This is a genomic window from Ruegeria sp. BB6 (genome assembly GCF_056539385.1).
Map to the genome: position 1 here is coordinate 715627 of NZ_JBQFUW010000001.1, position 13460 is coordinate 729086.

General features: G+C 59.9%; 10 protein-coding genes. 4 read left to right on the plus strand and 6 right to left on the minus strand.

The features are described 5' to 3' along the window. Positions 1–55 precede the first annotated feature (55 nt). Together ACR0B7_RS03535 and ACR0B7_RS03540 are read right to left on the minus strand one after the other, a co-directional pair. Positions 56–1132 carry a T6SS phospholipase effector Tle1-like catalytic domain-containing protein gene (locus ACR0B7_RS03535; RefSeq protein WP_170484610.1) on the minus strand — a complete coding sequence of 359 codons (1077 nt, stop codon included), beginning with the start codon at positions 1130–1132 and terminating at the stop codon, positions 56–58. After that, positions 1110–3401, minus strand: coding sequence for a xanthine dehydrogenase family protein molybdopterin-binding subunit (locus ACR0B7_RS03540; RefSeq protein ID WP_170576688.1), 2292 nt, complete (start codon positions 3399–3401; stop codon positions 1110–1112). The genes ACR0B7_RS03535 and ACR0B7_RS03540 overlap by 23 nt, the downstream gene beginning before the upstream one ends. A 140-nt stretch (positions 3402–3541) precedes the next feature. Here ACR0B7_RS03540 and ACR0B7_RS03545 point away from each other — a divergent pair, with 140 nt between their 5' ends. From ACR0B7_RS03545 to ACR0B7_RS03555, 3 genes are all read left to right on the plus strand, one after another. Further along, positions 3542–6697, plus strand: coding sequence for a valine--tRNA ligase (locus ACR0B7_RS03545; protein WP_170484863.1), 3156 nt, complete (start codon positions 3542–3544; stop codon positions 6695–6697). Between the two features lie 123 nt (positions 6698–6820). Then, positions 6821–7984 carry a benzoate/H(+) symporter BenE family transporter gene (locus ACR0B7_RS03550; protein WP_170484607.1) on the plus strand — a complete coding sequence of 388 codons (1164 nt, stop codon included), beginning with the start codon at positions 6821–6823 and terminating at the stop codon, positions 7982–7984. Positions 7985–8016: 32 nt separating this feature from the next. Further along, the gene (locus ACR0B7_RS03555) at positions 8017–8349 is read left to right on the plus strand and encodes a DnaJ family domain-containing protein (protein ID WP_170484605.1); all 333 of its coding nucleotides are present in this window, start codon (positions 8017–8019) and stop codon (positions 8347–8349) included. Here ACR0B7_RS03555 and ACR0B7_RS03560 read toward each other — a convergent pair whose 3' ends face one another. After that, positions 8350–9132, minus strand: coding sequence for a crotonase/enoyl-CoA hydratase family protein (locus ACR0B7_RS03560; protein WP_170484603.1), 783 nt, complete (start codon positions 9130–9132; stop codon positions 8350–8352). A gap of 58 nt (positions 9133–9190) precedes the next feature. Then, positions 9191–10267, minus strand: coding sequence for an SMP-30/gluconolactonase/LRE family protein (locus ACR0B7_RS03565; RefSeq protein ID WP_170570093.1), 1077 nt, complete (start codon positions 10265–10267; stop codon positions 9191–9193). A gap of 93 nt (positions 10268–10360) precedes the next feature. Here ACR0B7_RS03565 and ACR0B7_RS03570 point away from each other — a divergent pair, with 93 nt between their 5' ends. Beyond that, the gene (locus ACR0B7_RS03570; protein WP_170484599.1) at positions 10361–11470 is read left to right on the plus strand and encodes a pyridoxal phosphate-dependent aminotransferase; all 1110 of its coding nucleotides are present in this window, start codon (positions 10361–10363) and stop codon (positions 11468–11470) included. Between the two features lie 115 nt (positions 11471–11585). Here the strand turns inward: ACR0B7_RS03570 and ACR0B7_RS03575 are convergent, their stop codons facing one another. Beyond that, positions 11586–12776, minus strand: a complete 1191-nt coding sequence (locus ACR0B7_RS03575) for an aminotransferase class V-fold PLP-dependent enzyme (protein WP_170484597.1) — start codon at positions 12774–12776, stop codon at positions 11586–11588. A gap of 50 nt (positions 12777–12826) precedes the next feature. Then, complete coding sequence (locus ACR0B7_RS03580) at positions 12827–13459, minus strand: bifunctional 4-hydroxy-2-oxoglutarate aldolase/2-dehydro-3-deoxy-phosphogluconate aldolase (RefSeq protein WP_170484595.1); 633 nt, start codon at positions 13457–13459, stop codon at positions 12827–12829. Position 13460 lies beyond the last annotated feature (1 nt).

The window sequence follows — 13460 nt, forward strand, 5'->3', positions numbered from 1 at the left end:
AGCGCCCTGGCTTGTTGATAGTACCTGCCAGCAATGCCTGCACGCCAACGTGACACTATTGCGCCGGGTGCGAAGGCAAATCAGGCATCGGCACCCAGCCCGGAAGATCGTCCGGCGATACCGAGACGTGCAGACGCTCGGAGCGGTCGCGACCCACTTTACGGTGTTTCCGCAGGAGGAAAATCTTGCCCCAGCCGCGCCACGTTCCGACAGATCGGGCAGAAGTATCGGTCGGGAAACGCTCGCGCCAACCTTCTGGCAGCGGCAGGCCATGAAGCTCGGCCTTGTCCAACATCCAGATGAGGGAGATGTTGCTGAGCGGGCGGGCTTCTTCAAACCCGTTCAACTGACCACCGACGTCCCCGTGCGTGCCCCGGAACCAGACCTGTTCAACATGACCTTTGAAGTCAGGGGTACATTGCCAAAGCACGGGTTCAAACACCTCGCGCGTCTCGTCCAGCGCCATGGCGTGATAGCCGTGGCGGGTGGCGGGGCCAAGCTGGTGGTTGTGGAAGGCGTGGCGTTCCTCGGCCCAGCGCCACAGCAGTGGCAGGCGCAGGCCCAGCGCCTTCACCGTGTCCCACACGCCGACCATCTCGATCGCTACATCCTCGTGACAGAACTTTTTGCGGAACACGCCAGCCGCAGAGCCGTTCGCGTTGCACTCATAGTGGCGGTATGCCTGTTTGATATTGCGCTCGGTCGCGTGCTCGGCCTTGAGCAAACCGATCATGTCGATCACTCCGGCAAGGCTGCGCACGCCGTATGCCCCGCGGGAATAGCCGATGAAATAGATACGGTCGCCGGGTTTGTAGCGCGACGCAAGATAGCCGTAGGCGCGCCTGATCTGGCGGTTGATCCCGCGCCCCATCATTACGTCCAGAGAGGATTTCCAGCTTTCCCACTGCACGCCGGATTCGTAGAAAACGGACACTTTGCTGCCCATCTCGCAGCAAAGTCGCAGCGTTTGGCCCGCATGGGTCTCGTACCCCGGCTCCAGCTTGGACATAGTGCCGTCAAGAATGATCACATGACTGATCGGCTCGCGATGTAGCGCTTCGGCAGAGTGCTCGGACTGTAAAGGCCGTCCGAGCCATCCCAGTACCTTTCTACTCAGCCGCGACAGATCCATGCGTCAGCAATTCCCATACTCTGTTGGGTGTGAAAGGCATGTCCGCCTGCCGCACCCCATGTTCCCAGAGCGCGTCCTGCACTGCGTTTGCAACAGCAGCCAGCGCGCCCACGGTCCCGGCCTCGCCGCACCCCTTCATCCCCATCGGGTTTGAAGTTGACGGAACCGGCGCCGAGGTAAACTTAATCATGGGTATCTCGGCGGCGCGCGGCAAGGCATAGTCCATCAACGAAGCCGTGAGCAGTTGCCCCTGCGCATCATGCACCACGCGCTCGGTTAGCGCCTGCCCAATTCCCTGGACGACGCCACCATGCACCTGCCCTTCGGCCAGCATCGGGTTGATAAGGTTACCAAAATCATCAACGGCTGTATAGCGGTCAACCCGGGTTTCTCCGGTGAAAGAATCAATAACGATTTCGGCAACATGCGCGCCATTGGGATAGCTGCGCGCATCAAGGTTGGCGCGTGCTTCATGCCGCAACAAATCTGTGCGGCCATCGGCACGGGCCATATCCGCAGCCTCGGTCAATGTCGGCGTCAGGTTCGACCCCGGTGCGCGGAATGTTTCGTGATCGAAACTCACATCGCTTTCCTCCACCCCCATCTTATCCGCCAGATAGGGCGTGAATGCGGCGATCATGACGTCGATTGTGGCCAGCGTCGCCGTGCTTTGCACCGTCACGGACCGCGACCCGCCGGTGCCGCCCCCATGTGGCAGTTGATCGCTGTCACCCTGAACAACATTGATCCGGTCCACCGGCACGCCCGTCTGGTCCGATAGGAACTGGGCATAGACCGTCTCATGCCCCTGCCCGTTGGATTGGGTCCCGACGTACAGGTTTACCGTCCCGTCCTCGCAGAACTCGACCTTCGCGTTCTCGGAAGGATCCCCAAGGATACTTTCGATGTAGTAGCAAAGGCCCTGACCACGGATCAGGCCGCGTTCAGCATCGGCGGCTTTGCGAGTGGCGAACCCTGCGGTCTGGCTGGCGGTGCGCGACAGGATCATGTCAAAATCGCCCACATCATAGGTCTCACCGGTCGCGGTTTTGTACGGAAACGCCCCGGGGCGGATGAAATTCTTACGGCGCAGCTCCCACGGGTCCACGCCCAACTCGCGCGCGGCGCGATCCATGACACGCTCAAGGACATAGATCGCCTCGGGTCGTCCGGCACCGCGATAGGCATCAACCTGCGTGGTGTTGGTGAAAAACCCCTCGACCCGCAGATAGGTTGTCTGGACGTCGTAAACCCCCATCAGCACTTTGCTGAACAGGTTCGTCTGGATCGCCTGCCCGAAATGGCTGTTATAGGCGCCCAGATTTACCTTGCTATGGACGCGATAGGCGGTGATCCGATGATCAGCGTCAAATGCCAGTTCCGCAAGCGAGGTCAGATCGCGGCCGTGGTGATCGGATAGCATTGCCTCGGACCGGTCGGACATCCAATGAACCGGTTTGCCCAGCTTCATCGCGGCTACGGCGGTACAGAAATACTCGGGGTAAGGCATCACCTTCATGCCGAACCCTCCACCCACATCCGGGGTGGTGACACGGATCGCCTCGGGTTCCAGCCGCAGCTTCTCGGCCAGTTGTGCACGCATCGCCCAAACGCCCTGCCCGCCATAGGCAAAATGCAGGCGGCCATCGACCCAGTTGGCCTGACAGCCGCGCGGCTCGATCGAGGTTATGATGACGCGGTTGTCGGCCACATTCAGAGAAACCCGATGCGCCGCTGCCTGAAATGCGGCCTCGGTCGCCACCTCATCACCCAGCCCCCAGTCAAAGGCACGATTGTCAGGGGCTTCCTGGTGCACAACTTCTCCGCCCGCGTCCACGTCCAGCTTTGCGGGCAATTCGTCGATTTCGGCCCAGATCATCTCGGCTGCGTCGCGGGCCTGTAACGCGGTATCGGCGATGACAACAGCGATCGGCTCGCCGACAAAGCGTACACGGTCACTGGCCAGCATGTGGCGGTCCGGCGCGGCGGCTTTCGATCCGTCCCGATTGTTTACGATTGCAGCGTTCATCACGGTGTCGATCCCTGCGGCCTTGAGATCGCCCAGTGTCATCACCAGACGCACTCCATCCGCTGACCGCGCATCTTCGAGATCCAGACCGGATATCACCCCATGCGCCACCTGCGAGCGTACAAAAGCAGCATGCAGTGCACCCTCTGGCACCACGTCATCCATGTAGTGCCCCTGCCCGGTCAGAAAACGCTGATCCTCGGTCCGTTTGACGGGCTGACTCTTGCCGAACTTTTCCATGGAACGCTCCTGCCGCTGCTCTACTGCGCGACACTAGCCTGCGGTTGGCCGATGTCCATAGGGGCGCTTGGCCCTTCCCCTTCTTGCAACCATTCGCTATTGCAGGCGCTGACCAAGGATTGATGACGCAGGACGCACCCATGGCGATGGAAAAGACATTCAACGCGGCCGAGGCCGAGGCCCGTATTTACAAAGCCTGGGAAGAGGCAGGAGCTTTCAAGGCAGGCGCGAACAAGTCGCGCGACGAGAGCTTTACCATTATGATCCCGCCGCCCAACGTAACCGGCGCGCTACACGTGGGGCATGCGTTCAACAACACGCTTCAGGACATTCTGATCCGCTGGCACAGGATGCGCGGGTTCGACACGCTGTGGCAGCCGGGCCAAGACCATGCAGGCATCGCCACACAGATGCAGGTGGAAAAGATGCTGGCCGCCACCCAGCAGCCCAGCCGGACCGAACTGGGACGCGACGCGTTCCTCGAAAAGGTGTGGGAGTGGAAAGGCGAATACGGCGGTACGATTATCGAGCAGCTAAAGCGTCTGGGTTCATCCTGCGACTGGTCGCGCAACGCATTTACAATGGCCGGTGCCGCTGGCGATCCGCGCACGGGGCACGAGAACTCGGCCAACTTCCATGACGCGGTGATCAAGGTCTTCGTCGATATGTACGAAAAAGGGTTGATCTACCGTGGTAAGCGGCTGGTCAACTGGGACCCGCATTTCGAGACTGCGATCTCGGACCTTGAGGTCGAGAATATCGAAGTGGCAGGCCATATGTGGCACTTCAAGTACCCGTTGGCTGGCGGTGCGACCTACACCTATGTCGAAAAGGACGAGGATGGGAACGTCATCCTTGAGGAAGAACGCGACTATATCTCGATCGCCACCACGCGCCCCGAAACCATGCTCGGCGACGGCGCAGTTGCGGTTCATCCATCGGATGAGCGTTATGCGTCAATTGTCGGCAAACTCTGCGAAATTCCGGTTGGCCCGAAAGAGCATCGCCGCCAGATCCCGATCATCACCGATGAATACCCCGACCCCGATTTCGGCTCGGGCGCGGTGAAGATCACCGGCGCGCATGATTTCAACGACTATCAGGTCGCCAAGCGCGGCAGCATCCCGCTGTATCGCCTAATGGACACGCGCGGCCATATGCGGACCGATGGCGTGCCCTACGCCGAAGAAGCGGGCAAGGCGCAGGAATACGCACGCGGACGGGCGTTTACGGAAAATGAGATCGACGCGATCAATCTGGTCCCCGACCACCTGCGTGGACTCGACCGGTTTGAGGCACGCGCGAAGGTGGTAGAGGAAATCACCAGCGAAGGTCTGGCGGTCATGACCCGCGCGGATGATCCGCGTTTGGGTACCAAACTGGGCCAGGATGACGATGCCTCCGCGCCGGTCCCGCTGATCGAGAGCAAGCCGATCATGCAGCCCTTCGGCGACCGCTCGAAAGTGGTGATCGAGCCGATGTTGACCGACCAGTGGTTCGTCGACGCCGAAAAGGTCGTTGGCCCTGCGCTGGATGCGGTCAAGGACGGTACGGTCAAGATCATCCCGGAATCGGGCGAAAAGACCTATTACCACTGGTTGGAAAACATCGAGCCGTGGTGCATCTCGCGCCAGCTTTGGTGGGGGCATCAGATTCCGGTTTGGTATGGGCTGGACTTGTCCGCCGAAGACTTTGTCGACGACGAGAATGACGGTGACCTCGATCTTGTCGAATTGGGTCGTCTGCTGAACGAAGGCGGCATGCTGCACCGTGGTAGTGTCATGGAATGTGCGGCCAGTTTTGAGGCCGTCACCGAAAAATTCCTTGACGACAACGCCAATATTCCCAGCCCACTGAGCCACGCGACCGTTATCGAAGTTGCTGACAAGCAGGAAGCCATCCATCGGTTCGCGGAAAGCCTCGCTCAATATGCCGTCGAACAAGACCCGACCAAGCTGGTCTATCCTGTCTGGCGCGATCCTGATGTCCTCGACACATGGTTCTCGTCCGGCCTCTGGCCCATCGGCACGCTTGGCTGGCCCGAGCAGACCGAAGAGTTGGAACGTTATTTTCCGACGGACGTTCTGATCACTGGCTTCGACATCCTGTTCTTCTGGGTCGCCCGGATGATGATGATGCAACTGGCCGTGGTCGATCAGATCCCCTTCCACACCGTCTACCTGCACCAGCTCGTCCGCGACGAGAAGGGCAAGAAGATGTCCAAGACCACCGGCAACGTGATTGATCCGCTAGAGATCGTGGACGAATTCGGCGCCGACGCGCTGCGCTTTACCAACGCGTCGATGGCGGCGATTGGCGGCGTGTTGAAACTGTCCCGCGAACGCATCACCGGCTATCGCAACTTCGGCACCAAGCTTTGGAATGCCGTCCGCTTTGCCGAGATGAACGAGGTTTTCACCGACGCCGTTCCGCAACTGGACGTGGCCGACCTGCAGCCCAAAGCCGCCGTAAACCGCTGGATCATCGGCGAAACAGCGCGCGTGCGCGAAGAAGTCGACGCTGCGCTGGAAAGCTATCGTTTCAACGATGCGGCCAACGGGCTGTACGCCTTTGTCTGGGGCAAGGTCTGCGACTGGTACGTCGAACTGTCCAAGCCCCTACTGCAAGGCGACGACGCCGAGGCTCAGGCCGAGACTCGCGCCACAATGCGTTGGGTTCTGGATCAGTGCATGGTCCTGCTGCACCCGATCATGCCATTTGTCACCGAGGAACTTTGGAGCCTGACCGGTGATCGCGCCAAGATGATCGTTCACGCCGACTGGCCCACCTATGCGGCCAGCGACCTGATAGACGCCGATGCGGATCGTGAAATGAACTGGGTGATTTCGGTCATTGAAAACACCCGCTCGGCACGGGCTCAGATGCGCGTTCCGGCGGGACTTTATGTTCCGATGCTGGTGACAGAGATCGACCCGCACGGACAGGCCGCTTGGGACCGCAACGAGGCGCTGATCAAGCGTCTGGCCCGGATCGACAGCCTGACCCAAGCCGATACACTGCCCAAAGGCACCATCTCGATCGCCGCCCCCGGAGCGACTTTCGGCCTTCCGCTGGCGGATATTATCGACATTGGCGCGGAAAAAGAGCGGCTGGAGAAAGCCAAGGGCAAGCTGGCCAAGGAACTGGGCGGTTTGCGAGGGCGTCTGAACAATCCGAAATTCGTGGCCTCGGCACCCGAGGAAGTTGTCGCCGAAGCCAAAGCCAATCTCGCCGCCCGCGAGGAGGAAGAAGCAAAACTGAACGAGGCGCTTGCCCGCCTGTCCGAACTTGCTTGATCGGAAACACATTTAAACACGACAACCCCGCCATTCGGCGGGGTTTTCATTTGAGAGCAAAGGACTTGTTCCCGGATACGATTGCTTGCTAGCAGTTGCGGTGAATAACCCTGCGAGGCTCTGATGACGCGCGCACTCCCTCCGATCCAGACGGCCTCAACAGGGCTGGTCGTGGCCGTTGTAGGCTTTTTCAGCTCCTTTCCGATTGTGCTGCAGGGGCTTTCCGCAATGGGGGCCACCCCAGACCAAGCCGCATCCGGCCTGATGATGGCCGCAATCGCGATGGGATTAACCGCCATCGGGTTGAGCCTGTGGTATCATCAGCCTATCAGCGTGGCATGGTCCACACCCGGCGCGGCCCTGCTTGCGGTGTCTTCACTTCCCGCCGCCGGGTTTTCGGACGCCGTGGGTGCATTCCTGTGTGCCGGAGCTTTGACCGTTGTGGCAGGTCTTTGGCGTCCCCTGGGTCGACTGGCGTCGGCGATACCGACGACTTTGGCACAAGCGATGCTGGGCGGGGTTCTTTTGCCCTTGTGCATCGTTCCCTTTCAGGCCGCCGTCGACCTACCTTGGCAAGCCCTGCCGGTGATACTGACTTGGTTCTTCGCAGGACGGATCAACCGGCTGCTTGCCGTTCCTGCCGCGGTGGTCGCGGCCGCACTGGTTGTCGTCCTGAACGCCGGAGACGCATCAGTCGTTCCAACGCAGATTTTGGCCGCACCGGTCTGGACGATCCCGACCTTCTCGGCTTCTTCTCTGATTGGCGTTGGCGTGCCCCTATTCGTTGTCACCATGGCAACGCAGAACGTACCCGGGATCGCGGTCATGCGCAGCTTTGGCTACGCTCCAGCGTCTGGCAGATTGTTCTCGGCTGTTGGCGGGGCAAGCGTTCTTTCGGCACCGTTCGGAGCACCGGCTACCTGTCTTGCGGCGATCACGGCTGCGATGTGCTCGAACTCTGACAGTCACCCGGACCCGGCCCAGCGCTATTGGTCGGCGGTCATGGCCGGAGCGTTCTATTGCCTGTTTGGGGTGTTCGCGGTCGCAATCACTGGCTTCGCGGTTCACGCCCACCCGCTGTTGATGGGAACGTTGACCGGAATAGCCCTGATCGGTGTGATGGCGAACGCCACCTCGGCGGCTTTAGAAGTGCCAGCCGAGCGCGAAGCAGCGATCCTGACCTTTGCCATCACTGCCTCTGGCGTCTCAGTCTTTGGGCTGGGCGCCGCCGTCTGGGGCTTGCTGGTCGGAGGGGCGGTATTTCTGGTGACAAACCGCACCCGCTAGCGGTTGCTTTCTGTGTAAGCTATGGTTGCGCTATGTTTGGATCGCTAGGAAGACTTATCGAGCGCCAGATCAAAAAGGCGCAGGCCGAAGGCCAGTTGCAGGGTCTTGAAGGCGAGGGCCGTCCCCTGCCCGACCGCTCGTCTGAGGCGCAAAGCGATGCGGCAATGGCCGCTGGGCACCGGATCATGGCTCAGGCCGGGGTTCTGCCAGAAGAGTTCAGCATCAAAAAGGAACTGGACGAGGCCAAGGCTTGTTACGCCGCCTTGACCGACCCCGAAGAACGCAAAGTCGTTATGGCCCGCATCGCCGATCTGGAAATGCGGTACAACATGGCACGCGACGCGCGCCGGGCCTTTTTGCGCTAGTTATTTGAACTGAGGCTTGCGGCCCTGCATCTGGGCGGCAATCACCTCAATCTGTTCGGGCTTTCCGATCAGGTCGACCTGCTCTGACGACTCGGCCAGCAAGACTTCGGCCCGTGACTGAGTTTCCGCCACTTCGATCAACCGTTTGGCCGCGCGAATGGCAGAGGGGCTTTGACCCGCAATATTTTCGGCCAATGCAATGGCCTCAGTCAGCGGATCGTCGGACAGCTTTGTCACAAGCCCCCATTCTGCGGCCTGTGCCGCGCCGATGGGCCGCGCAGTGTAGGTCAACAAGCGGATGACGTCCGATCGGACCAGCCCTGGCAAAAGCACCATGCCGCCCATATCGGGAATGATGCCCCATTTCATCTCCATCACAGCCAGTTTGGACTCGGGGTGCGCTATACGAATATCCGCGCCCAGCGCGATCTGAAGACCTCCGCCATAGGCAACGCCTTGAATGGCGCAAATCACCGGCACCGGAACGCGGCGCCAGATCATTGCCAGCTCTTGCATATCATTGGCATCTTCGTGGCTGCGGCTCATCAGCCATTCGGTCGGGTCTACATGGGCCATCGTCGCAAAACTGGCCATGTCCAATCCCGCGCAGAAACTCTTGCCCTCGCCAGAAAGAACCACGGCGCGAACGTCCGAGGCGGCGACCTCCTGCCCTGCTGACAAGATGGCCTTGATCATCGAGTCATCCAACGCATTCATCTTGTCGCCCCGCGTCAGCGTGACATGGGCAATATGATCTTTGTATTCGACGGATACGCGTGACATGCGGACCTCCCAGTTCCGGTTTCGACAACCATGCCCGGAAGGTCAGTCAAGTTCCAGATCAACGTTGGGGCAGATCTTCGACAGCCATTCGACCAAACCACGGCGAGTCCAGCGTCATGACGTAAAACTGGTCTCCCACGACCTTGCCTCCTGTCGTTATCCCAAGCCGCCCTTCTGGGTCTTGAAGGGTTTTCAATATGTTCCCGTCCCCATCGAACTGCACCATCATTCCACGGTGAATGGGCGCGGGTCGCACCATCGGCCCCAAGCGCCAGATCACTTTGCGCAAAAATGGATATGGCATCAGGGCTTCGGTTGGCACGCGCGGACTGGCAAATGCCATCCAATATGTGCCGTCGCCCTGCGCCTCGATATTGTCAGGATATCCGGGCAGGTTTTCCAACAAAATTTCGCGCTCGCCCGCTTTTGGGCCTTGAAGCCACAATTTGTGCACTCGCGCGCGCCCGGTTTCAGCGATAAGCAGGAACCGCTCATCCGGTGAAAGCGCAACTCCGTTGGTGTAGACGAAACCCTCGGCCACTTTCTCGGTGGTGCCGTCAGGATTGAATTTTGCGACATAGCCCGTGTCTGATTGTTCCCAGATGGTCAGCACCGATGTGGGCTTCGTTCCACCCATTGTTTCAGGGTCGAACCGATCAGATGAATTCGAGAAATAGACGGTTCCATCCTGCGCCACGTCCAACTGATTGGCGTAGACAACAGGCGAACCATCGACTTCTGAGGCCAGCAACTCCAACGAGCCGGGTCCGGTCCAGCGCATCAGGCCGCGAAAACTGTCGGCAAGATACAGCGCCCCATCCGGCCCTGCTTTCACGCCCAATGGTCGGCCACCCAGATCGTCAACCTTCACCGGAGTGTCGCCGTCTATCCGATAGAGCGCGCCGGACATGGCGGTTGTGTAAGCCGTTCCGTCGGGCATGACAGCAATGTCTTCCGGGCCTGTGTCGTCATCGGGCAAGGCGACAAGTTCAATCTGGCTCAATGCGTCATTCTCTGCGAAGTCCCCTGTGAAACCAGGGGCTTCCGGTGGCTCCCAGGCTACAGGCTCAACCTCGACCGGCCAAAAAATCAGATAGGCGAGACCGATCAGGGCCAGTCCGAAAAAAATGCGCATTATCTTCCTCCCAATGCTGTTGCGCGCAGGGTGAAAGGCAATCACACGCAACACAAGGTTGCCCGACAAGTGACCTTACGTTTATCTGCCAATATGACAGACCCACGCTACACCCCTCTTGCCACATCCCTGCCCGCAACCGTTCCGTTCGTTGGCCCTGAAACCCAGGAACGAGAGCGGGGTACGCCGTTTGTCGCGCGGCTTGGCGCAAATGAAAGCGTTTTTGGACCTTCGCCGCGCGCGATTGAGGCAATGGCGAATACCGAAATCTGGATGTACGGAGACCCCGAAAACCACGACCTGCGAAACGCTCTCGCCGAACACCACAACGTACGCGCCGAAAACATTGTCGTGGGTGAAGGGATCGATGGGCTGCTTGGGTATCTGGTGCGACTGCTGGTCGAGCCGGGAGATGCCGTCGTGACCTCGGACGGAGCTTACCCCACGTTCAACTACCACGTTGCAGGGTTCGGAGGGGTGCTGCACAAAGTCCCCTATCGCGACGACCATGAAGACCCGGCCGCGCTTTTCGCCAAAGCCGCCGAAGTGGACGCCAAGCTGGTTTATCTGGCCAACCCGGACAACCCTATGGGCAGTTGGCATTCGGGCGCGCATATTGTTGCAGCCATGAACTCCTTACCGGATGGATGTCTTCTGGTCCTGGACGAAGCCTATGTCGAATGCGCTCCTGAGGGCACTGCCGCCCCGGTCTCGGCGGATGACCCGCGCATTGTTCGGATGCGAACGTTTTCAAAGGTTTATGGCATGGCAGGCGCGCGCGTTGGGTATGCAATCGGAGCGCCCGGATTGATTTCAGCTTTCAACAAGGTGCGTAACCATTTCGGAATGAACCGTGCTGCGCAGGCCGGTGCGCTGGCGGCTCTGCAAGACACCGGATGGTTGGAAAGGGTCCAGCATAAGATTGCAGAGGCCCGTGGTCGGATCGAAATGATTGCACGTGAAAACGGGCTGGAGCCATTACCATCGGCCACGAATTTCGTTGCCGTAAATTGTGGTCGGGATGGGGTGTTTGCCAAAGCCGTTCTGGACAGCCTGGTGGCACAGGGTGTTTTTGTACGGATGCCTTTCGCCGCCCCACAGAACAGGTGTATTCGGATAAGCTGCGGAGAGGTTGCCGATCTGGATGCATTTGCGGCAGCTTTGCCAAAGGCACTGGCAGAGGCCGGTGCCCAAACAAAGTGACGTTTTGTTTTGTGGCAAGCGAAACGGGGGCTGTCTGCCCCCATCGCGCTGACGCGCGATTCCCCCGAGGATATTTTCAGCCAGATGAAGGGCGGATCCGCGCAGGGGAAAAGTGTCAGGTGGCCAAGGCAGCTGCGGCGGCTTCCAACGCCCCCTTGCCGCGCGGGATATCAAGCGCAGCCATAGCGGTTTCCATCCCGCCCAACATAGCCATAACCATCTGACCGTTGATGTGCCCCATATGGCCGAGCCGGAAACAGCTGTCCCAGTCCTCCATCCCAAGTCCGATGCCTAGCGTAAGGCCCAGTCGAGACTCGGTGTATTCGCGCAGCAAGGTCCCCTTCCCGCCGGTCAGACGCAAAGCGGTGACGGCATGGCTGCGATGATTGCGGTCTGCTACGTTAAGTTGCAGTGCGCCACCTTCGGCCCAGGTGTCGCAGGCCGCCCAGATTGCCGTTGCAAGACGTTCGTGGCGTGCCCAGACCTGCTCGATCCCTTCGGAGTGGATCATGTCGAGCGCCGTCCGCAAACCGTACAAATGGTGCGTCGGGGCCGTTCCGTTGAAATACTGGTAGAACAGGTCCGGATTTACGCGCGGTTGCCAGTCCCAATACTGCGAAACCCGTTGCATGTTGGCGCGTTTGGCCTGCGCCTTTTCGTTGAAGAAAACAAAACCAACTCCTGCAGGGGTCATCAATCCCTTCTGGCATGCCGTGACCATCACATCGACGCCCCAAGCGTCCATTTCAAATCTGTCGCATCCCAACGAGGCAATACAATCTGCCATCAGGAGGGCCGGGTGATCCAGATCGTCCAACAGTGCGCGAAGGGCCGGGATATCGTTTCGGATTGAGCTTGAGGTATCCACATGCACGGCGAGCACCGCCTTGATTTCTCGTGCTTTATCTGCGCGCAGTGCGTCAGAGATGCGATCAAAATCCCAGGCTGAGGATGTTCCGAAATCAACCAACTGGGTTCTGGCACCGATTCCTTCGGCCATCTCTGCCCAGCCATGTGTAAAGCGGCCCGAGGCCGGGGCCAGTACCAGTTCGCCCGGCGCGATAACGTTTGAGAGTGCGGCCTCCCATGTGCCGTGGCCGTTGGCGATATAGATGGCAACGTGATGGTCTGTCCGCGCCACGCGACGCAAATCTCGCGTCAGGGCGGGCATCATCTCGATCAGCTCGCCATCGTAGATATTGGGCGACGGGCGGTGCATCGCTTGCAAAACGGCGTCAGGTATTACCGACGGGCCGGGAATAGCCAAATACTCGCGGCCCTGCGCGAGAGAATTGAGATTTTTCATGGGATCAACCTGTTAGAATTGGCCTCACCCTAACGTGTGGCCGGGCAGCGTCAATCCATCAGCTTGGACGCCTCGCGTGCAAGGGTTTCGATGCCAGCCCAATCCTGATCCAAAACCATCTGCTTTGGCGCAACCCAGCTGCCACCAGCGCAGACGACGTTGGACAATGATAGGTAATCGCGGGCGTTCGCAGGCGATACGCCTCCGGTTGGGCAGAACGTGATCTGCGGTAGTGGAGCGCCAATCGCTTTGAGGGCGGGCGCACCGCCCGAAGCCTCGGCAGGAAAGAACTTGAGCATGTCATAGCCCTGCTCCAACAAGCGCATCGCCTCGCTTGCCGTGGCCGCGCCGGGCAACAGGGGCAGGTCTGCGGCTTCGCACGCTGCGATCAATGCGTCGGTCGCGCCCGGAGAAACGCCGAATTGCGCGCCGGCCTCTTTCGCAGCACGGACATCATCGGGGGTCACCAGTGTTCCGGCCCCGACGACACCACCGGGCACCTGAGACATTGCACGGATTGCGTCCAGCGCGGCAGGCGTCCGCAGCGTGACTTCCAGCGCGGGAAGCCCACCAGCGACAAGCGCTTCGGCCAGAGGGCGCGCATCTTTGGCATCGTCGATGACCAGCACCGGAACGATTGGGGCAAGCGCACAAATCTCGCGGGTGCGTTGGGTTTTGGACATG